Genomic DNA, 20,746 nt, shown 5'->3' with positions numbered 1-20,746 from the left:
TCATCAATCGTAGGGCCGCCGGGGTACCTCGGCGGCCCTACGAATTTACTTCTTGGGCGGGACTACCTGAACAATCGCACCCAGGTTGCCCGGCAGCGGGGAGATCAGCTTGAACTGCACGCCGAGCGCCTTGCTCTCGTCACCGGGGTTGCCGGTACCGAGCACGGAGCCCGCCGCCACCTGGCCGTACAGCTCCGTGGCGGGCGTGCCGTCGGCGTGCACCACGCGCGTGGTGTACGTCTGGTCGCCCTTGGACGGCACGACCACCGAGGCGTCGAAGTCCCGGAAGGCGAGCGCGCCGTTGAGCACCTCGATGCCCGGGTACCAGGTCTTGGCGTCGGTGAAGTGCGAGACGCCCTTCTGCGCGGGGAAGTCCGTGCAGTACTCGCTGAACGGCTCGTCCGGCGCCTCCAGGCACTCCTTGAACGGGTACGTCTTGCCGAACCCGAACGCGGCGTTGGACGTCTGCACCCGACCCTGGAGGTTCTTGTTGGCCGTCGGGTCCTTCTCGGCCGCGGTCCCGGTGCGGCGCAGCGGCTCGTAGTGCGAGTCCACGACCAGCAGGCTGCCCTTGGGCCCGACGCTCGGCGGGAGCCGCAGGGTGCTGAGGAGGTTGTTGTTGACGAACGTGGAGTCGCGGTACCACACCAGCAGGCCCGGCGCGTTGTACTTCAGCTTCTGCACCTTCCACGCCCCGTCGCGGAGGTAGTCGGTGTCGTAGGTGTGCTGCAGGCCCTTGTCGAAGCCGTCGAAGTTACGCCACTCGGCCAGGTAGAACCGGGAGATCTCGCGCTCGCCGTTGTTGCGCGTCCAGCCCTGGCCGCTGGTGTTGGTGAACGTGCCGCCGACGGGCTTCCACGCGTTGTCGCCGCCTTCGACGTCGTCGCTCCACACGGCGGTGCCGCCGTTGGTGAGCTGGAAGTCGTCGGCGTGCCAGCCACGCTCCTGGAAAGCGGCGTCGGTGTTGAACGTCAGCCGCAGCTTGATCGTCTGGCCGGCGAACGGCGTCAGGTTCACGTAGTCGTGGCGCCAGCCGCCGCTGTCCCCGGTGAGTCCGTACTTCTTGTTGCCGAAGGACTTGAGGTTCTTGTTCGGGTCCGGGTAGTCGTCAGGCGTGCTGACCTCGGCGCCGGCCTCGTCGTAGACCTTCTGCTGGGCCCACGTCTCGCCGCCGTCGGTGGAGACCTCGACGAAGCCGAAGTCCCAGTCCTGCTCGATCACGTAGTTGTTCCACATCCAGAACCTGAGATCGGTCCCGGCGGGCACGGGCAGGTCACGGGTCAGCGTGAGGTTCGCCCAATCCTGGTCGAGTCCGGTCCACCAGGCGTTCGAGCCGCTGCGGACGTCGATCATCTTCTGCGGTGTGGAGGCCAGGTTCACCCGGACGCCGTCGGCGGTGAGCTTGGGCGTGCGCGAGGACTGGCCGACCGTGACGACTTTGGCCGCGTCGCCGGGGTTGAGCGTGGTCGGGTTCGCCCAGCCGAGCACCCACTTGTCCCACAGGCCCATGTGGGTCGGCATGGACTGGAAGATCGGGCCGGAGTGGGAGCCGCTGGACATCAGGTCCCAGAAGTCCACCGCCGAGCTGGCCTGGCCTGAGGTGTCGTACAGGTCGGGCAGGCCCAGGTCGTGGCCGTACTCGTGGGCGAAGACGCCGACGCCGGAGTCCTCCGGCTGCACGATGTAGTTGGAGATCTTCTTGTCGGTACCGGGGACCTTGTAGCCGCCGGCGACCGCGCTGGAGTGGGCCCAGATGGCGTAGGTGCCCTCGGCGCCGCCGTCGGAGGACTTGTCCTTTCCTGCGTGCACCAGCACCAGGTGGTCGATGACGCCGTCGGGCTCCTGGTGGTTGCCGTCGCCGTCGGCGTCGGAGATGTCCTCGACGTCGTAGTCGGCCCACGGGAAGTCCGGCTGGGTCTGGGCGAGGGTGGTCACCGAGTCGATGGCCAGTTGCTGGGCGCCGAGCGGGTTGTCCGGGTGGCCGGACATGTCCTGGGGTGCGCCGCCGCAGGCCGCGGCGCCGTACCAGGCCTCGGAGTGCGGGACCTTGATCCAGCCGACCGCGGAGCCGGTGACGGAGTAGGCGCCCTTCGACATCTCCTCGTACATCTTCTTCATCGTGAAGCCGGAGATGTCGATGCCGGGCCTGCCGTCGCGCGGGTCCTTCAGGTCGGGGCGGACGCGCTCGGTGATGCCCCTGTCGGTGTAGAGCATCTTGTTGAAGTGCTCAGGGCTGAAGTCCTTGACCCAGAAGGAGTTGTTGTCCTTGTGCGGGAGCGTTGCCGGGTCCGGGATGTTGTTGTGCAGGGGGCCGTTCTTGAGCGTGCCCGGCGGCTCGACCAGGCAGTCGTCCGGTCCGCTGTTGACCGTGCGCAGCCGGTTGAAGCCGGAGAAGTCGTCGCCGGCCTGCTCATTGAATTCGACCAGCAGGGTCAGGAGCTTGGCGGTGCGGGTCTGCTTGGAGTTTTTGAATATCCATTCAGCCGGATTGCGGCCGGTCCTGATGGCCTCGTTCTCCCGCGCGGCAAGAATGCGGCCGGAGGCCGGATTCCCGTTGGAGAACTTCCTGTCGAACTTCTGCGCCGGAGTGAGCGAGCGTGCGCTCACATCGGTCAGACGCGGCTCCTCCGGGTCCTTTCCGACCGTGGGCGGCGCGTAGTTGATGTAGAAGTCCGAGGCCGCGGGCTCGTAATGGGCGACGGACGCCGCTTGAGCGCTGGGCACGGACAGGGCGGCGCCGAGAAGGGCGACCGCCGGGAAGGCTGCTAATAAGCGCTTCGTACTGGGCACCAGGAACCCTCTCTGCCCGGGATCGCCGGGCGCATGGCCATAGGGGTGTGCAATGCCGGACGTTAGAGCGTCAATCAACCGATCGTAAAGTACGTTGTTGAAACGTGATCAAACTACGACATTCAGAACATCAAACGGGCGGCCACCACTCCGCCCGCGACCGCGCCGCCATAGCAGATCACCGCGATCACCAGATCGAACCTGGCGATCCCGAGCAGCTCTTCGCTGGTGAACCTGATCCGGTGCGCCGCGTGGAACAGGCACAGCACGACGACCACGAGCAGCGCGAGCCGCACCAGCACGTGGCCGGCCAGCGCGCGCAGGTCCTCGGCAGCGGGCCAGTCCAGCACGCCGAGCGGCATGAGTACCCCGAACAGCAGCACGAGCACCGGCAGCACCAGCGCCGCCACCACTCCCCCGCCGCTGAACAACAACCACAGGTACGGCTCCAGCGTGCGCTTCATGGCGACCTCAGCACGAAGTAGGCGATCACCGCGGAGACCAGCAACCAGAGCGAATGGTTGCCGCCCTGGATCATCCAGGCGGGCACCCGCCAGCCGTCCAGGCGGACGACGGTGGCCTTGGGCGCGAGGTTGAGGAACGTGATGGCGTGGAAGCAGGTGGCGGCGAGGGCGACCACGTTGATCGCGATCATCCACGGCTGCCCGGCCAGCGCGATGAACTCCGGCAGGCTCCCGCCGACGACGGCGTCGAGGAACATCAGCAGGAAGACGATCGACCAGGCCACGAAGACGCTGGTCAGCTCGCGCAGGACGAAGATCGTGTAGTTGCGGGTGCGGGCGAACCACAGGTTGTCGCGGCGCGGCCGGTAGGCGGTCGTCATCGTCTGCTCCAGGGCAGCACCGAGCGCATGGCGGCGGTCAGCTTGTAACGCTGGATGGCCTCGGCCGGGTCGACGTGCTTGGGGCAGACCCGGGTGCACTCGCCGACGAACGTGCACCCCCACACCGCGTCGTCCAGATTGAGCACGTCGAACCGGTCGTCCATGTCCCGCGAGTCCAGGTTGTAGCGCTGGGCGAGGGCGATGGCGGCCGGGCCGAGGAAGTCGGGGTCGAGCACGTAGACCGGGCAGGCCGAGTAACACAGCAGGCAGTTGATGCACATGCTGTACTGCTTGTACGCCTCCAGCTGCGCGGGCGTCTGGGCGTACTCGGTGCTCAGCGGCAGCTCCTCGCCCTCTCTGACCAGCCAGGGCCGCACGGACGACAGCTTGGCCAGGAAGTCGTCGATGTCCACGACCAGGTCCTTGATCACCGGGAAGCCCTTGAGCGGTTCGATCCGCACCGGCCCGTCGCCGAACTCCGACAGGAAGGTGCCGCAGGTCAGGCGGGGCTCGCCGTTGACGTTCATGCCGCAGGAGCCGCACACGCCCATCCGGCACGACCAGCGGTAGGTCAGGCTGCCGTCGAGGTGGTCCTTGACGTAGTTGAGCCCGTCGAGCACGGCCCAGTCCTCCATGAGCGGCACGTCGTAGGCCTCGAAGGACGGCGCGTCGTCCTCGCCCGGCCGATAGCGCGTGACCTCCAGCCGGATGGTCTTCGACGCCGTCCGCTCGATCGCTTCCTTCGTCTCAGTCACGGCCATAGACCCTTTCTCCCGGCGGCCAGCGGGTGATCGTTACGGGAAGCAGGGTCACTGACGGGGTGCCGTCGGGGGCGCGGTGCACCAGCGAGTGCGCCAGGTAGGCGGCGTCGTCCCTGGAGGCGAAGTCGGTGCGCTGGTGCGCGCCGCGTGACTCCTGCCTGTTCAGCGCACAGGCCACGATCGTCTGCGCGACGTCCAGCATGGTGTGCAGCTCCTGCAGGTTGATCAGCTCGGTGTTGAAGGCGGCGCCGGTGTCGTCGAAACACACCTCCTCGGCGCGTTCGCGCAGCTCGGCCAGCGTGTCGACGGCCTTGGCCAGCACGTCTCCGTTGCGGTAGATGCCGGCCGCGCCCTCCAGCGTGTGCTGCATCTGCTCACGCAGGTCGGCGACCCGCTCGCCGGTCCTCCTGCCCTCGCGCGCCCGCTCCAAGCGCCGCCGCTCGTCCTCCCCCTGGCTGCGGACGGCCGCCGCCTCGCCGTCCCGGTGGGAACGGGCGAACTCGGCGGCGGCGGTCCCGGCGCGGCGGCCGAAGACCAGGCACTCGGGGAGGGAGTTCGAGCCGAGCCGGTTGGCGCCGTTGATGCTCACGCAGGCGGTCTCACCGGCCGCGTACAGGCCGGCGATGGGGGTGGCGCCGTCGATGTCGGTGTGGACGCCGCCCATCATGTAGTGCACGACCGGGCGCACCGGGATGAGGTCGGTCGCCGGGTCGAGGTTCTGGTAGCTCTTGCACAGCTCGCGCACGAACGGGATGCGAGTGTCGATCTTGCCTTCGCCGAGGTGGCGCAGGTCCAGGTAGACGACTGGACCGTACGGCGTGTCGACGGTGCGGCCCTTCTCCTGCTCGTGCACGAACGCCTGGGAGAGCCGGTCGCGCGGGCCGAGCTCCATGCTGCGCAGCTTCGGCGTGGGCGTGGGCTTGCCGAGGTCGTAGTCCTGCAGGTAGCGGTAGCCGTCCTTGTTGATCAGCCAGCCGCCCTCCGCCCTGGCCGCCTCGGTGATGAGGATGCCGGTGAAGGGCAGGCCGGTCGGGTGGTACTGGACGAACTCCATGTCCTTCAGCGGCGCGCCCGCGTGGTAGGCCAGGGCCATGCCGTCGCCGGTCTTGATGGCGGCGTTGGTGGTGAACGGGAAGACCCGGCCGCAGCCGCCGGTGGCCAGGATGACGGTCCTGGCGGCGATGGTCTCGATGCGGCCGGTCCTGATCTCCACGGCCACGACGCCGTGCACGCGGCCGTCGTCGACGACGAGCTGGGTGACGAACCACTCGTCATACCTGATGATGTCCTGGTATTTCAGAGTCGTCTGGAACAGGGTGTGCAGCAGGTGGAAGCCGGTCTTGTCGGCGGCGTACCAGGTGCGCATCTTCTTCATACCGCCGAACGGCCGGACGGCCACGCGGCCGTCCGGCTCGCGGCTCCACGGGCAGCCCCAGTGCTCGAGCTGCATCAGCTCGCGCGGCGCCTCGTACACGAACGCCTCGACCGCGTCCTGGTCGGGCAGCCAGTCGCCGCCGGAGATCGTGTCGTAGCAGTGCTCGTCGAGCGTGTCGTCGAGGCCGATCACCCCCGCCGCGCCGCCCTCGGCGGAGACGGTGTGGCTGCGCATCGGATAGACCTTCGACACGACCGCCACCTTCAAGGACGGGTCCGACTCGGCGACCGCGATGGCCGCGCGCAGGCCCGCCCCGCCTCCCCCGACGATCAGCACGTCGATCATTTGATGCCTCAGCTCCCGTGGTCGGGTTGGATCGGGTCCTTCACCCGCTTGCCGTCGTGGCGGATGGCGGACAGGTGGATGCTTCCGTCGTGGTACTCGTGGCGGATCCGGCGGCAGCCGCAGTCGAAGAACTGGTCACGGATCAGCAGGCCGTAGCCGTCGTCGTCGACGAGGCGCTCACCTCCGGACTTCTTGCCACAGGGGGCCGTCTCGGGGTCGAAGGGGATCTTCGTGCCTGTCATCGCCGATCTCCTTAGATGGGCGAAACGTCATCTCCACACAAGCACCGCGATCTGTTTCGGGAAAGGTCAGTCGGATGTGTCCTGGCGGGGCGACACCTCGGCCTCGCCGCCCTCCCCCACCGCCGAGGGGCGCTCCTCGAGCTGCCGGGGGTAGTGCAGGTCGAAGGCGGGCCGCTCGGAGCGGATGGGCGGAATGCTGGTGAAGTTGTGCCGGGGCGGCGGGCAGGAGGTCGCCCACTCCAGGGAATTGCCGTAGCCCCACGGGTCGTCGAGCGTGACCTTGGGGGCGTGCCTGGCGGTCTTGAACACGTTGTAGAGGAACGGCAGCGTGGAGGCGCCCAGCAGGAACGCGCCGACGGAGGAGACCTGGTTGAGCCAGGTGAAGCCGTCGGCCACCCCGTAGTCGGCGTAGCGCCTGGGCATGCCGAGCTGCCCCAGCCAGTGCTGCACCAGGAACGTGGTGTGGAAGCCGATGAACAACGTCCAGAAGTGCACCTTGCCGAGCCGGTCGTCGAGCATCCTGCCGGTCATCTTCGGCCACCAGAAGTAGAACCCGGCGAACATCGCGAACACGACGGTCCCGAACACCACGTAGTGGAAGTGGGCGACCACGAAGTAGGTGTCGCTGATGTGGAAGTCGAGCGGCGGCGAGGCCAGGATGATCCCGGTGAGCCCGCCGATCAGGAACGTCACCAGGAAACCCACGGAGAACAACATCGGCGACTCGAACGACAGATGCCCCCGCCACATGGTCCCGGTCCAGTTGAAGAACTTCACCCCGGTCGGCACCGCGATGAGGAACGTCATGAACGAGAAGAACGGCAGCAGCACCTGGCCGGTCGCGAACATGTGGTGCGCCCACACCGTCATCGACAGCCCGGCGATCGCGATCGTGGCGCCGACCATCCCCAGATAGCCGAAGAGCGGCTTGCGGCTGAAGACCGGGATCACCTCGGTGATGATCCCGAAGAACGGCAGCGCGATGATGTACACCTCGGGGTGGCCGAAGAACCAGAACAAGTGCTGCCAGATCAACGGCCCGCCGTTCTCGCTCACGAAGATCTGCGTGCCGAGCTTGCGGTCCGACTCGAGCGCGAGGAGCGCGGCGGCCAGCACCGGGAACGCCAGCAGCACCATCACGCTGGTCAGCAGGACGTTCCAGGTGAAGATCGGCACCCGGAACATGGTCATGCCGGGCGCCCGCATGCCGATGATCGTGGTGATGAAGTTGACGGCGCCGAGGATGGTGCCGAGCCCCGACAGCACCAGCCCCATGATCCACAGATCGCCGCCGACCTGCGAGGAGTAGATCGACGACGACAGCGGCGTGTACGCGAACCACCCGAAGTCGGCCGCCCCGCCCGGCGTGAAGAACCCGGCCAGCACCATGAGCCCGCCGAACAGGAACAACCAGTACGCCACCGCGTTCAGCCGCGGGAAGGCCACGTCCGGGGCGCCGATCTGCAGCGGCATCACCACGTTGGCGAAGCCGGCGAACAGCGGCGTGGCGAACAGCAACAGCATGATCGTGCCGTGCATGGTGAACAGCTGGTTGTACATCTGCTGGCTGATCAGATCCATGCCCGGCTGCGCGAGCTCGGCCCGGATGATCATCGCCATGATCCCGGCCGCGAGGAAGAACCCGAACGAGGTGATCAGATAGAGGTATCCGATGACCTTGTGGTCGGTCGTCGACAACCAGGAGGCGATGACGGTCCCGGTACGGCGGCGCCGGACCTGCTCGATCGAGGGCTCGCGAACGGTCGTCACGGCTGCTCCCTCCAGTGCGGAGTTGGGCCTGCCCCGATCTACCCATTCCACGCCAACCGCAGCCGCGCGGGAAGTCGTTCTTTGACATTGGCGGCCGATGATTTTGCCCGCGGCTGGTCGCATGAGGCAGACCGGCGGCGGTGCCGCGTCCGGAGTTCTTCTATCCTTGCGGTCTGGGACCGATTTCAAGGAGAGATCTCTGTGACCGCTCAGCGTGACTACGCCGCCCTCGTCCAGCGGGGGCTCTCGCTCGACCTCACCCGAGGCAAGCCGTCACCGCGCCAGCTGGACCTCTCCAACGACATGCTCACGCTGCCGTCGTCCTACAAGGCGGCCGACGGCACCGATGGCCGCAACTACGGCAACCTGCAGGGCCTCGCCGAGCTGCGCGCGTTGTTCGCGCCGCTGATCCAGGTGCCCGCCGAGCAACTCGTCGTGGGCGGCAACGCCAGCCTGGCGCTCATGCACGACACGGTGGCCCACGCGCTGCTGTCCAAGGTCCCCGGTGCCGAGCGGCGCTGGATCGAGGAGCCGGAGATCACGTTCCTCTGCCCGGTGCCCGGCTATGACCGGCATTTCACAATCTGCGAGCGGCTCGGGATCAAGATGGTCCCCGTGCCGATGAACGCCGGCGGCCCCGACATGGACGTCGTCGAGCGCCTCGTCGCCGCCGACGCGAGCGTCAAGGGCATGTGGTGCGTGCCGAAGTACAGCAACCCGTCCGGCATCGTCTACAGCGACGAGACGGTCCGCAGGCTGGCCGCCATGCCGGCCGCCGCCCCCGACTTCCGGATCTTCTGGGACAACGCCTACGCGGTGCACCACCTCACCGACACCCCGGCCGAGCTGGCCGACCTGCTGGCGCTGGCCGCCGAGCACGGCAACGCCGACCGGGTGTTCGTCTACGCCTCCACCTCCAAGGTGACGCTGGCCGGGGCCGGCGTGTCGTTCTTCGGCTCCTCGCCGGCGAACGCCGAGTGGTTCCTCCACAACACCGCCAAGCAGTCCATCGGCCCCGACAAGATCAACCAGCTGCGTCACGTGGAGTTCCTGCGCGACGGCGCGGGCGTGGCCGCGCACATGCGGCGGCACGCCGAACTGATCGGGCCGAAGTTCGAGCTGGTGGACAAGGTGCTGACCGAGCAGCTCGGCGGCCTGGCCACCTGGACCAGCCCCAAGGGCGGCTACTTCATCAGCCTGGAGGTGCCGCACGCGGCCGAGGTGGTGGCCAGGGCCAAGGCCGCGGGCATCGCGCTGACGCCGGCCGGCGCCACGCACCCCTACGGCCAGGACCCGGACGACCGCACGATCAGGATCGCGCCGACCTACCCGGACCTGGACGAGCTCGAGCAGGCCATCAACGGCCTGGCCGTGTGCGTGCGCCTGGTCGCCGAGGAGCGCGGCTGACCGCCTAGCGGCCCGGCCTGAAGCCGAAGATGTAGTCGCGCGTCTCGCTCGGGTGGAACGAGACGCCGATCTCCGGCTCGAAGACGACGTTGTCGCGGGCGCAGTAGTAAAGGCCCTCCCAGACGGCCAGGGCCTTCTCCCTGGCCGGGGCCTCGACGTTGTCGCGCTTGCGCGCGCCGTACGCGCCGAGCACGTTCAGCAGCCCGAACCCCCAGAACAGCCCGGTCAGGCAGAACGGGGCGAGCAGGACCTCGCCCCACTGCGGGTCCTGCCCCATCGCGATCACCAGTGACACGACCAGGTGCACCAGCGCCGCCGCGCACAACATGATGTAGCCCTGGTTCCTCGCCCACGGGGTGTAGTGGCGGCTGGGAAAGGACATCCAGACCGCGAGCTGCGTGCGGCTCATCACGTGCTTGGATGCCCCCAGCGTCGCGGCAGTGGGCAGATCGGCGACCTCCCGCGTGCCCGGCAACCTGACCCGCCCGATCTTGTACGTGGTCCCCGCGGCGACCGCTCCGGGGACCGCGACGACCTGGTCAGTACGCGAGCACACCGGGCACCTGACTTCCACCTGGGCAGTTTGTCCTTAAGGAGCACTCTGCGCAAACCATAAGCTGCATGGTGTGAGACCGATTGATGCCTTGGTGAGCGCCCTGCCCGAGGGCCGGGTCCTGACCGACCCCGACGTGATCGACTCCTACGCCCGCGACCGGACGTTCCTGGAGCCCGGCAAGCCGCTCGGCGTGGTCCTCGCGGCCTCCCGCGACGACGTGGTCACCACGATGACGTGGGCGAGCGAGCACCGGGTGCCGGTCGTACCGCGCGGCGGGGGCACGGGCCTCGCGGGCGCGTCCGTCGCCGGCGACGGCGCGATCATCCTGTCGCTGGCCAAGATGACGGCGATCAAGGAGCTCTCCCCCGCCGACGAGATCGCCGTCGTCGAGCCCGGGGTCATCACCGCCGACCTGGACCGGGCCGCCAGGGAGCACGGTCTCATGTACGCGCCGGACCCGTCGTCGTACCAGATCTCCACGATCGGCGGGAACCTGGCGACCAACGCCGGCGGGCTGCGGTGCGTGAAGTACGGCGTGACCAGGGACTCGGCGCTCGGCCTCGAGGTCGTGCTGGCCGACGGACGGGTGCTGAACACCGGCCGGCGCACCATGAAGGGCGTCACCGGCTACGACCTGACCGGCCTGTTCGTCGGCTCGGAGGGCACGCTGGGCGTGATCACCGCGGCCACGGTGCGGCTGCGGCGGGCGCCGGCCGCGCCGCCCGCGACGTTCGCCGCCGAGTTCGGCTCGCTCAGGGACGCGGGGGCGGCGGTGTCGGCGATCATGGCGGCCGGCTGCCAGCCGTCGCTCATGGAGCTGCTCGACCGCGCGACGTTGGAGGCCATCAACGACCTGCGCAACTTCGGCCTGGAGGCCGAGACGACGGCCATGCTCATCGGCCAGTCCGACGCGGCCGACGGCCAGGCGGTGGCCGAGCGCATGGAGCAGATCTGCATGGACAACGGCGCCTCGTTCGTGGCCGTGTCCTCCAGCCCGCAGGAGGCCGAGGAGCTGATCGGGCTGCGCAGGATGGCGTACGACGCCAAGGAGCGGCTCGGGGCGTGCCTGGTGGAAGACGTCTGCGTGCCGCGATCCGTGCTGCCCGACATGATCACCGCGGTCGAGGCGGCGGCGGCCCGGCACGGGGTGAAGATCTGCACGGTCGCGCACGCCGGAGACGGCAACCTGCACCCGGTCTTCATCTTCGACCGCGGGTCGCTGGAGCCGCCCGCCGAGGTGTGGGCGGCGGCGGACGAGATCTTCACCCACGCGCTGGAACTGGGCGGCACGCTCACCGGGGAGCACGGCGTGGGGCTGCTCAAGCAGCGCTGGCTGGCGATGGAGGCCGGGCCGGTGGCCGCCGAGGTCCAGCGCGGCATCAAGGCCGTCTTCGACCCGCTGGGCATCCTCAACCCGGGCAAGGCCATCTGAGCCGCTCTTGACCAAGCCGTGACCTTGGACGTCGCCAGGCACACGACCTGCACCGAAAGCCTGACTAGGCACGTCAAAAGACGAAACTTCTGATTGGTCCGGCAGACGCCCCAAGCATCACGCTGGTAGCGTTTTGCCTCATCTATTGGGTTGTGATGGGGGTCCGACGTGAATCAGTTCCAGCCGTTGGCGGCGGACGACCCGCGACGGCTGGGGGCGTACGACATCGTCGCCCGGCTCGGCGAGGGCGGCCAGGGCGTTGTCTATCTCGGCAAGAGCGACTCCGGGGAACAGGTCGCGGTCAAGCTGCTGCACCACGCCCTGGTGGCCGATGCCGACGCCAGGACCCGGTTCCTGCGCGAGGTGGCGGTGGCGCAGCGGGTGGCCAGGTTCTGCACCGCCCCCGTGCTCCACGCCGACCTGGACGGGAGCCGGCCGTACATCGTGAGCGAGTACGTCCCCGGCCCCTCCCTGCGCGAGCTGGTCATCAACGAGGGGCCGCGGCGGGGCGCGGCGCTGGAACGACTCGCGATCAGCACGGCCACCGCGCTCGCCGCCATCCACCGAGCGGGGATCCTGCACCGCGACTTCAAGCCCGCCAACGTGCTCATGGGCCCCGAGGGTCCCGTCGTGATCGACTTCGGCATCGCCCGCGCCCTGGACTCGCCGGGCGCGACGGCCACGGGGATGGCGATGGGGACGCCGTCGTACCTGGCGCCGGAGCAGCTGAGCGGCGCGGCGGTCTCGGAGGCGGCCGACGTGTTCGCGTGGGGCGTCACCATGGTGTACGCCGCGACCGGCAAGCCCGCGTTCGGCGCGGACTCCATTCCGGTGGTGATGAACCGGATCCTGAACGAGGAGCCGGAGCTCGGAAAGATGGAGGGCGAGCTGGGCACCCTGGTGGCCGCCTGCCTGTCCAAGGACCCGACCCAGCGCCCGAGCGCCGACGACCTCATCCTGCGCCTCACGGGCCAGCCCGTGCCGAAGTCAGCCATCGAGCCGGTGACGGGGCAGCAGCTCGGGGTCGCCGCCGGCGCGCAGCCGCAGGCCGGCGGGCCCCACGCGGGCCAGGACGCCTACTCCGGGCCCTGGCAGCCCGCTCAACCCTCGGTGCCCGGAACACCGCCGCAGACAGGCCCCTACGGTGTCCCCGCGGCCGCCCAGAACGGCCCCGGTCAGGGCGCCTCCCCCATGGGGACGGCCCCTGGAGGCGGCCCAGCCCATGGCCACCCGCACCCCGGGACACTCGGTGGCCCTCAACTCGGCGGCTCTCAGCCCGGAACGCCCGGCGGCCTGCAGCTCGGCGCCCCAGCCGGGACGCCCGGCGGCCCCCAGTCCGGAACCGCCGGCTCCCAGCACGCGACGCCCGGCAACGGTCAGCACCCGGGATCGCCCCAGGGTGGCGCCCCGCATGGCGGCGCCGCCCGGAGCGCTCCCACCGACGGCCCTCAGGGCGCCGCCTCCGGCATCCCCGCCGCCGGGCCGTTCCAAGGCGGAGCCCCGGGCGGGCACAGCGGCCCGGGCGGTCCGAGTGGTCCAGGTGGTCCGGCTGGGCATGGTGGCCCGGGCGGTCACGGTGGCCCCGGCGCGCCAGGCGGGCACGCTGGCTCGGGCGGGCCAGGCGGGCCCGGCAGGCCGCCTGGTGGAACGGGCGGCCCAGGTGGGCCCGGCGGATCCTCTCGGCCCGGTGACGGCGCGCCCGCGAGGCAGCGCCGCACCCTGGCCCTCGCCCTGTCCGGAACCGCCGCCGCGGCCCTGCTCGTGGTGGTCGGCGCCGTGGTGGTGCAGGCCAACAGCAACAGCAAGCATGTCCCGGTGGTGGCCGTGGGCGATGCGAGCCAGAGCACCCCCGGTGACGGCTCGGGCGCGGGCCAGCCCGTCGAGCCTCCGACCACTGACCAGACCCCCGCGCCGGTCATCCCGACCGAATCCTCGGACCCGGTCCCCACGATGGACATCGAGCTCCCTGAGGAGACCAAGGAGCCGAAGAAGTCCAAGGAGCCCATCGCCCAGGTCCCGACCACGGCCGAGACCGCCGCGCCGCGACCCCAGACCTCGACGAAGAGGCCCGACCCCGAGCCCTCGCCGACCAAGACCAAGAAGACGAACGTGATCGACCCGGGAGCGGAGCCGACGGAGAGACCGACTCCGGATCAGACGGCCACCATCCCGGCGACCACCAAACCCACCGTGAAGCCCAGCTCGCCCAAGCCCAGTTCGCCCAAGCCCACCCCGACACTGAAGCCGAACCCTTACAAGCCGACCACTGTGTGCGGATCCGGGTACAAAGTGATCAACTCGCACGCGCTGGGCCGCGCCAGGATCTACCTGCTGTGGAACGGCACCGCCGGCAAGAACTGCGTGGTGACGATGTCGAGCGTGGTCTACCCCGGCAAGGTGCAGATGAACGCCATCCTGCAGGTCAAGGGCGGCGCCAGCGGAAGCAACCCCGGTCGGTTCACCGCCTACGCGGGTCCGGTCCGGCTGTCCGCCGTGAAGAAGTGCGTGATCTGGGGCGGCTCGTTCGCCGGCATGAGCTGGAAGTCCGGCTGGAGCCACTGCAAGTAGGCTCGCGGGCGACCGTGTCGCCCGCGACGGCTCCCCCTTCCCGTCACACGACCTGGCGGCTACCGTAGTTGACGTGATCGTCAGGTCGTCGCCGGTACTGACGCCGCGCGGCAAGCGGACGCGGGCCGCGTTGCTGGAGGCCGGGCGCGCGGCGTTCGAGGAGCACGGATACGACGCCGTGCGGATCGACGACGTGTGCCGCCGCGCCGGAGTCTCGCACGGCTCCTTCTACACCTACTTCGGCTCCAAGGAAGCGCTGTTCGGCGAGGTGGCGGAGGCAGTGGTCGGGGAGATGTTCGCGGCCAGCGTCGTCGGGGACACGACCTCAGGCGACCCGTACGCGCGCATCGAGGCGGCCAACCGGCTCTATCTGCGGGCGTGGGCGGCGAACTCGCGGCTGGTCCGGATGGTGGAGCAGGCGGCCGTTGCCGAGGACAGGTTCGGCAGGCTGCTGCTGGAGCTGCGCGAGGTGTTCGTGCGGCGCGGCGCGGACGGGCTGCGGCGGCTGCAGGAGCAGGGGCTGGCCGATCCGGCGCTGGATCCGAGGCTCACCGCCATCATGCTGGGCGGGATGGTGGAGCATTTCGCTCATGTCTGGCTTGATCTCGGCGAACAGGCTGACGAGGAGCTGGCCGTCGATCATCTGACGCGGCTGTGGGCGCAGGCCATCGGGTTGACGCGAACGTCAACTACGGAGGGCTCATGATCAGGAGCAGGATCGACCCGCACGGCGACGAATACCGGCAGCGGCGCGAGGCGATGCTGGCCAAGCTGGCCGAGCTCGACGCCGAGCACGCCAAGGCGGTGGCCGGGGGCGGGGAGACGTACGTCGAGCGGCACCGCAGGCGGGGCAAGCTGCCGGCCAGGGAGCGCATCGAGCTGCTCGTCGACCCGGACTCACCGTTCCTCGAGCTGTCGCCGCTGGCGGCCTGGGGCAGCGAGTTCCAGGTCGGAGCCGGGATGGTCGCCGGGATCGGGGTGATCGAAGGGGTCGAATGCGTGATCACGGCGAACGACCCCACGGTCCGCGGCGGGGCGTCGAATCCGTGGACGCTGAAGAAGTCGCTGCGGGCCGCGGACATCGCGCTGCAGAACCGCCTCCCCTACGTGAACCTGGTCGAGAGCGGCGGCGCGGATCTGCCGACGCAGAAGGAGATCTTCATTCCGGGCGGCCGCGTCTTCCGGGACCTGACGAGGCTGTCGGCCGCCGGCATCCCGACCGTCGCGCTGGTCTTCGGCAACTCCACGGCCGGCGGCGCGTATGTGCCCGGAATGAGCGACTACGTGGTGATGGTGCGGGATCGCGCAAAGGTGTTCCTGGGCGGCCCGCCGCTGGTCAAGATGGCGACCGGGGAGGAGTCCGACGACGAGTCGCTGGGCGGGGCGGAGATGCACGCCAAGGTCAGCGGGCTCGCCGACTACCTCGCCCAGGACGAGCACGACGCGCTCAGGATCGGGCGGCGCATCGTACGGTCGCTCAACTGGCGCAAGCAAGGACTCACCCCACTCCCCGTGCGGGATCCGGAATATCCGGCTGACGAGTTGCTGGGCATCGTGCCCGAGGACCTCAAGGTGCCGTTCGACCCGCGCGAGGTGATCGCCAGGGTGGTGGACGGGAGCGACTTCGAGGAGTTCAAGCCGCTGTACGGGGCCTCGCTGGTGACGGGATGGGCGCGGATCCACGGCTACCCGGTGGGCGTGCTGGCCAACGCGCGCGGCGTGTTGTTCAGCGAGGAGTCGCAGAAGGCCACACAGTTCATCCAGTTGGCGAACCAGTCCCGCACCCCGCTGCTCTTCCTGCAGAACACGACCGGCTACATGGTCGGCAAGGACTACGAGCAGGGCGGCATCATCAAGCACGGCGCCATGATGATCAACGCGGTCTCCAACTCGACCGTCCCGCACCTGACGATCGTGATGGGAGCCTCGTACGGCGCGGGCAACTACGGCATGTGCGGGCGCGCCTACGAGCCCCGCTTCCTGTTCAGCTGGCCGAGCGCCAAGTCGGCGGTGATGGGCCCGGCGCAGCTGGCGGGGGTGTTGTCCCTCGTGGGGCGGGCATCGGCGCAGGCCAAGGGGCAGGTCTACGACGAGGAGGCCGACGCGGCGATGCGTGCCATGGTGGAGGCCCAGATCGAGGCGGAGTCGCTGCCGTTCTTCCTGTCGGGACGGCTCTACGACGACGGCGTGATCGATCCGCGTGACACGCGTACGGTGCTGGGCATGTGCCTGTCGGCGATCAACAGCGCCCCGGTCCCGGAGCCCAGGGGATTCGGGGTGTTCCGGCCATGATCACCCGTCTGCTCGTCGCGAACCGGGGCGAGATCGCCCGCCGCGTCTTCCGTACCTGCAGGTCGCTCGGCATCTCCACGGTCGCCGTCTTCGCCGACCCCGACGCGGACGCGCCGCACGTTGCCGAGGCCGACCTCGCGGTACGGCTGCGCGGCGCCCGCCCCGCCGAGACCTACCTGGCCGCGGACCGCATTCTCGAGGCCTGCCGGGCGTCCGGGGCGGACGCGGTGCATCCCGGTTACGGCTTCCTGTCGGAGAACGCCGCGTTCGCGCAGGCGGTGCTGGCTGCGGGGCTGACCTGGGTGGGCCCGCCGCCCGCGGCCATTGAGGCCATGGGGACGAAGATCACGGCGAAGCGGCTGATGGAGGAGGCCGGGGTCCCGGTCCTGCCCTCCCTCGACCTGACCGCGCCCGCCGAGTTCCCGCTGCTGGTGAAGGCGTCGGCCGGTGGGGGCGGACGCGGCATGCGGATCGTACGGGAGGCCCGCGAGCTGGCGCGGGAGGTCGAGTCCGCGCGGCGGGAGGCGGAGTCGGCCTTCGGCGACCCGGCCGTGTTCGCCGAGCCGCTGCTGGAGCGGGCCAGGCACGTCGAGGTGCAGGTGCTGGCCGACACGCACGGGAGCGTGTGGGCGCTGGGCGAACGGGAGTGCAGCGTGCAGCGGCGGCACCAGAAGGTCGTCGAGGAGTGCCCCTCGCCGGGCATCTCGCCCGAGCTGCGGGAGCGGCTGTGCGAGGCCGCGGTCAGGGCCGCGCGCACGATCGGGTACGTCGGGGCCGGGACGGTGGAGTTCCTGGTCAAGGGCGATCGGGTGGCGTTCCTGGAGATGAACACCAGGCTGCAGGTCGAGCATCCGGTCACCGAGCTGGTCTACGGTGTCGACCTCGTGCGGTTGCAGCTGGAGGTGGCCGAGGGCGCCGCGCTGCCGCCCGTGCCGCCCGATCCGTCCGGGCATGCCGTGGAAGTGCGGCTGTATGCGGAGGACGGAGACTGTCTGCCGCAGTCGGGGGTGTTGCGGCGGTTCGAGATCGGCGGGGACGTGCGGGTGGATTCGGGGGTCGAGTCGGGATCGGTCGTCTCGCCGTACTACGACCCGATGCTGGCCAAGGTGATCGCGCACGGCTCGTCCCGGGCGGCGTCGCTGCGGAAGCTGGTGGCGGCGCTGCGGGGAGCGCGGCTACACGGCCTCACCACCAATCGCGATTTGTTGCTGAAAATCCTGACAAATCCGGCTTTCGTGGCCGGTGACACCCACACCGGCTTCCTGGCTCCCGGCGGTCCCGTCGGCGCTGACGCCCTGGCTCCCGGCGGTCCCGTCGGCGCTGACGCCGCTGAGCGGGCCGACGAGTTGCCCGCGCTGGCCGCCGCCCTCGCCCTGGCCGCCGCGAACCGCCGCCGCGCCCGCGTGCTGGCCGGCCTGCCGAGCGGCTGGCGCAACGTCCGTTCCCAGCCCCGCAGGGCCGGCTTCGCCGGGGCAGAGGTCGTCTACGACCCTCTGCCCGGCGGCGTCGTCACGATCAGCGCCGAGCCGCACCAGGTGGTCCTGGAACGCGACGGCGTCCGGCACACGTTCGAGATCGCCCAGTACGACGAGGGCGGCACCGTCTACGTGGATCATCCCGGCGGCCACGCCGAGCTGACCCCGGTACCGCGCCTGCCCGAGCCCGTCGAGCGCGTCGCACCGGGATCCCTGCTGGCCCCGATGCCGGGCAGCGTGCTCAGAGTCGAGGTGGCGGCCGGCGACCGCGTGACGAAGGGCCAGTCGGTGCTGGTGCTGGAGGCGATGAAGATGGAGCATCGGATCGCCGCCCCGGCCGACGGCGTGGTCTCCGGCGTGCACGTCGAGAAGGGACAGCAGGTCGAGGCGGGCGCCGTACTGGCGATCATTCAGGAGGGGGACCAATGACGAGCCTCGTGCGCAAGGATCTGGCGGACGGCGTCGCCACCGTCACGCTGGACTCGCCGCACAACCGCAACGCCCTGTCCACACGCCTGCTCGCCGACCTCATGGAGGCGCTCACCTGGGCGCTGGCCGAGCCCGCGGCCCGGGTGATCGTGCTGACCGCCACCGGGACCGTGTTCTGCTCGGGCGCCGATCTGAAGGAGCAGAAGGGGGCGGGCGCTCCGGTGACGGCGTCGCTCCCGGAGATCTTCACGCTGCTCTGGGAGAGCCCGAAGCCGGTCGTCTGCCGGCTGAACGGCACCGCCCGTGCAGGCGGCCTGGGGCTGGTGGCCTCCTGCGACTTCGCGATCGCGCCGCTGACGGCGTCGTTCGCGTTCACGGAGGTACGCCTCGGCGTCGTGCCCGCCATGATCTCCGTACCGGTGCTCAGGCGGCTCGATCCCCGGGCAGCCGCTGAATACTTCCTGACCGGCGAGGTGTTCGACGCCGCCAGGGCCGCCGAGATCGGGCTGCTGTCGCGGGCCGTGCCGGAGGAGGAGCTGGACGCGACGGTCGCGCACTACACCGAGCTGCTGATCAAGGGCGGGCCGGAGGCGCTGGCGATCACCAAGCGGCTGGTCAGGGAGGTGCCTCAGCTGTCGTTCGCGGACGGGCTGCGACGCATGGCGGAGCTGTCCGCCGAGCGGTTCACCTCGGAGGAGGGCCAGGAGGGCATCGCGGCATTCTGGGACAAACGCCCTCCGAAGTGGGCGTCCCCGTGACGCTGCGGATCGCGAACTGCAGCGGCTTCTACGGCGACCGGCTCTCGGCGGCGCGGGAGATGGTCGAGGGCGGGCCGATCGACGTGCTGACCGGGGACTGGCTGGCCGAGCTGACCATGCTCATCCTGGCGGGCAACCGGCTCAAGGGCCGTCCCGGCTACGCGCCCACGTTCCTGCGGCAGCTGGAGGACGTCCTCGGCCCTTGCCTCGACCGAGGCATCAAGATCGTCTCGAACGCGGGCGGCCTGGACCCGGCGGGGTGCGCCGAGGCCGTGCATGAGCTGGCCGCCCGGCTCGGCCTGTCCCCCAGGGTCGCGCACGTCACCGGCGACGACCTCACCGGCCGGCCGCTCGACCTGGTCAACGCCGACACCGGTGAGCGGCTCGACGCGACCCCGCTGACCGCGAACGCGTACCTGGGCGGGCGCCCCATCGCGGCCGCGTTGTCGGCGGGGGCGGACGTGGTGGTGACCGGCAGGGTGACGGACGCGGCGCTGGTCACCGGGCCGGGCATGTGGCGGTACGGCTGGGGTCCCGGCGATCTGGACGCGCTGGCCGGCTCGGTGGTCGCCGGGCACGTCATCGAGTGCGGCTGCCAGGCGACCGGGGGCAACTACGCGTTCTTCCAACGGGTGCCCGACCTGGCTCACTGCGGCTTCCCGATCGCCGAGCTGCGGGCCGACGGGTCGGCCGTGATCACCAAGCATCCGGGCACGGGTGGCCTGGTCTCGATCGGCACGGTGACCGCGCAGCTCGTCTACGAGATCGGCGGCCCGCGTTATCCCGGTCCGGATGTGGTGGCGAGGTTCGACACGATCACGTTGTCCGAGGACGGGCCGGACCGGGTGCTCGTGTCCGGGGTCCGGGGGGAGCCGCCGCCGGACACGCTCAAGGTCGCGGTCAACTACCTGGCCGGCTACCGCAATACGATGACGCTCGTGCTGACGGGGCTGGACGTGGAGGCGAAGGCCAGGGTCGCGGAGGAGGCGATCTGGGCGCGGATCCCGCGTGAGTCGTTCGACCAGGTGGACGTGACGCTGACCGACGGCGGGCTGCTGCGGATCACGGTCATGGACGCCGACCGGCGCACGGCCGGCCGGGCCTTCTCCTCGGCCGTGGTGGAGACGGGGCTGTCCAGCTATCCGGGCTTCTACGGGCTGACGCCGCCGGGCGACGCCTCGCCGTACGGCGTGTACTGGCCGGTCCTCGTCCCGGCCGCCGAGGTCCGGCCTCGGGTGTTCATGAACGGCGACGAGCTGACCCTCGCTGACGCGGCCTCCCACACCGCGACGGCCGCGCAGCCGCTCCCGGCCCCCGCGCAGCGCGACGTGACGTCCAGGGTCGACGGTCCCGTGGTGCGGGCGCCGCTGGGGCGGGTCGCCGGGGCTCGGTCGGGCGACAAAGGCGGCAACGCGAACCTGGGGGTCTGGGCGGACACCGCCGACCGGTACGGCTGGCTGGCCGGCCATCTCACAATCGCCACGCTCAGGAAACTGCTCCCGGCCCTGGCTCCGTACCGGATCGAGCGTTTCGAGCTGCCGAACATCCTGGCGCTCAACTTCGTCGTCCACGGCCTGCTGGGCCGGGGCGTGGCGGCGAGCCCGCGGATGGATCCGCAGGCCAAGGCCCTGGGCGAGGAACTACGCGCCCAGCTCACCGATATCCCCGCCATGCTCCTGCCCGGCCCCTGAGGGCCGGCCGC

16 protein-coding genes are annotated in these 20,746 nt (G+C 70.0%); 8 read left to right on the top strand and 8 right to left on the bottom strand.

All coding sequences use genetic code 11. The features are described from left to right. Positions 1-45: 45 nt before the first annotated feature. From OHA25_RS30140 to ctaD, 7 genes are all read right to left on the bottom strand, one after another. Positions 46-2,790, bottom strand: coding sequence for an immune inhibitor A domain-containing protein (locus tag OHA25_RS30140; RefSeq protein WP_327590813.1), 2,745 nt, complete (start codon positions 2,788-2,790; stop codon positions 46-48). Between the two features lie 122 nt (positions 2,791-2,912). After that, positions 2,913-3,254 carry a fumarate reductase subunit FrdD gene (gene frdD / locus OHA25_RS30135; protein ID WP_305921872.1) on the bottom strand — a complete coding sequence of 114 codons (342 nt, stop codon included), beginning with the start codon at positions 3,252-3,254 and terminating at the stop codon, positions 2,913-2,915. Beyond that, on the bottom strand, positions 3,251-3,634 hold the full coding sequence (locus tag OHA25_RS30130) for a hypothetical protein (RefSeq protein WP_305921871.1): 384 nt from the start codon (positions 3,632-3,634) through the stop codon (positions 3,251-3,253). Before OHA25_RS30130 ends, frdD begins: the two co-directional genes overlap by 4 nt. After that, positions 3,631-4,389 (bottom strand): succinate dehydrogenase iron-sulfur subunit, encoded by a 759-nt coding sequence (gene sdhB / locus OHA25_RS30125; RefSeq protein WP_327590812.1) that lies wholly within the window; start codon positions 4,387-4,389, stop codon positions 3,631-3,633. The genes OHA25_RS30130 and sdhB overlap by 4 nt, the downstream gene beginning before the upstream one ends. Continuing rightward, the gene (gene frdA / locus OHA25_RS30120; protein WP_327590811.1) at positions 4,382-6,115 is read right to left on the bottom strand and encodes a fumarate reductase (quinol) flavoprotein subunit; all 1,734 of its coding nucleotides are present in this window, start codon (positions 6,113-6,115) and stop codon (positions 4,382-4,384) included. Before frdA ends, sdhB begins: the two co-directional genes overlap by 8 nt. Before the next feature lie 8 nt (positions 6,116-6,123). Further along, positions 6,124-6,357: a hypothetical protein gene (locus OHA25_RS30115; RefSeq protein WP_305921868.1), complete on the bottom strand. Its 234-nt coding sequence runs from the start codon at positions 6,355-6,357 to the stop codon at positions 6,124-6,126. Positions 6,358-6,423: 66 nt separating this feature from the next. Next, complete coding sequence (gene ctaD, locus OHA25_RS30110; RefSeq protein ID WP_327590810.1) at positions 6,424-8,127, bottom strand: aa3-type cytochrome oxidase subunit I; 1,704 nt, start codon at positions 8,125-8,127, stop codon at positions 6,424-6,426. Positions 8,128-8,328: 201 nt separating this feature from the next. Here ctaD and OHA25_RS30105 point away from each other — a divergent pair, with 201 nt between their 5' ends. Beyond that, positions 8,329-9,534, top strand: a complete 1,206-nt coding sequence (locus OHA25_RS30105) for an aminotransferase class I/II-fold pyridoxal phosphate-dependent enzyme (RefSeq protein WP_327590809.1) — start codon at positions 8,329-8,331, stop codon at positions 9,532-9,534. 4 nt (positions 9,535-9,538) lie between these two features. Here OHA25_RS30105 and OHA25_RS30100 read toward each other — a convergent pair whose 3' ends face one another. Continuing rightward, positions 9,539-10,108 carry a hypothetical protein gene (locus tag OHA25_RS30100; protein ID WP_327590808.1) on the bottom strand — a complete coding sequence of 190 codons (570 nt, stop codon included), beginning with the start codon at positions 10,106-10,108 and terminating at the stop codon, positions 9,539-9,541. Between the two features lie 52 nt (positions 10,109-10,160). On the opposite strand from OHA25_RS30100, the gene OHA25_RS30095 reads away from it, so the two are divergent. The 7 genes from OHA25_RS30095 (at position 10,161) to OHA25_RS30065 (ending at position 20,735) form a co-directional block, all read left to right on the top strand. Then, a complete protein-coding gene (locus tag OHA25_RS30095; RefSeq protein WP_327590807.1) occupies positions 10,161-11,522 on the top strand; it encodes an FAD-binding oxidoreductase in 1,362 nt (453 codons plus the stop codon). A 168-nt stretch (positions 11,523-11,690) separates the two neighbouring features. Further along, the gene (locus OHA25_RS30090) at positions 11,691-14,090 is read left to right on the top strand and encodes a protein kinase domain-containing protein (protein WP_327590806.1); all 2,400 of its coding nucleotides are present in this window, start codon (positions 11,691-11,693) and stop codon (positions 14,088-14,090) included. A 73-nt stretch (positions 14,091-14,163) separates the two neighbouring features. After that, positions 14,164-14,796, top strand: coding sequence for a TetR/AcrR family transcriptional regulator (locus OHA25_RS30085; RefSeq protein WP_327590805.1), 633 nt, complete (start codon positions 14,164-14,166; stop codon positions 14,794-14,796). Beyond that, entirely contained in the window at positions 14,793-16,382 is a 1,590-nt protein-coding gene (locus tag OHA25_RS30080; protein ID WP_327590804.1) for an acyl-CoA carboxylase subunit beta, read from the top strand. Before OHA25_RS30085 ends, OHA25_RS30080 begins: the two co-directional genes overlap by 4 nt. Then, complete coding sequence (locus OHA25_RS30075; RefSeq protein WP_327590803.1) at positions 16,379-18,286, top strand: ATP-binding protein; 1,908 nt, start codon at positions 16,379-16,381, stop codon at positions 18,284-18,286. Before OHA25_RS30080 ends, OHA25_RS30075 begins: the two co-directional genes overlap by 4 nt. Next, entirely contained in the window at positions 18,283-19,044 is a 762-nt protein-coding gene (locus OHA25_RS30070; RefSeq protein WP_327590802.1) for an enoyl-CoA hydratase-related protein, read from the top strand. Before OHA25_RS30075 ends, OHA25_RS30070 begins: the two co-directional genes overlap by 4 nt. Then, the gene (locus OHA25_RS30065) at positions 19,041-20,735 is read left to right on the top strand and encodes an acyclic terpene utilization AtuA family protein (protein WP_327590801.1); all 1,695 of its coding nucleotides are present in this window, start codon (positions 19,041-19,043) and stop codon (positions 20,733-20,735) included. The genes OHA25_RS30070 and OHA25_RS30065 overlap by 4 nt, the downstream gene beginning before the upstream one ends. Positions 20,736-20,746: the final 11 nt, after the last annotated feature.

The sequence above is a fragment of the Nonomuraea sp. NBC_00507 genome (genome assembly GCF_036013525.1).
In the GTDB taxonomy this organism is placed as follows: Bacteria; Actinomycetota; Actinomycetes; order Streptosporangiales; family Streptosporangiaceae; genus Nonomuraea.
Note: the sequence above shows the minus strand (reverse complement) of the source record. Positions and strands in the feature narration are given on the sequence as shown.

Coding starts and splice junctions, on each gene's coding strand:
- frdD (WP_305921872.1), bottom strand. CDS start 3,254: ATGAAGCGCACGCTGGAGCCGTACCTGTGGTTGTTGTTCAGCGGCGGG.
- OHA25_RS30075 (WP_327590803.1), top strand. CDS start 16,379: ATGATCACCCGTCTGCTCGTCGCGAACCGGGGCGAGATCGCCCGCCGC.
- OHA25_RS30080 (WP_327590804.1), top strand. CDS start 14,793: ATGATCAGGAGCAGGATCGACCCGCACGGCGACGAATACCGGCAGCGG.
- OHA25_RS30115 (WP_305921868.1), bottom strand. CDS start 6,357: ATGACAGGCACGAAGATCCCCTTCGACCCCGAGACGGCCCCCTGTGGC.
- OHA25_RS30070 (WP_327590802.1), top strand. CDS start 18,283: ATGACGAGCCTCGTGCGCAAGGATCTGGCGGACGGCGTCGCCACCGTC.
- frdA (WP_327590811.1), bottom strand. CDS start 6,115: ATGATCGACGTGCTGATCGTCGGGGGAGGCGGGGCGGGCCTGCGCGCG.
- OHA25_RS30130 (WP_305921871.1), bottom strand. CDS start 3,634: ATGACGACCGCCTACCGGCCGCGCCGCGACAACCTGTGGTTCGCCCGC.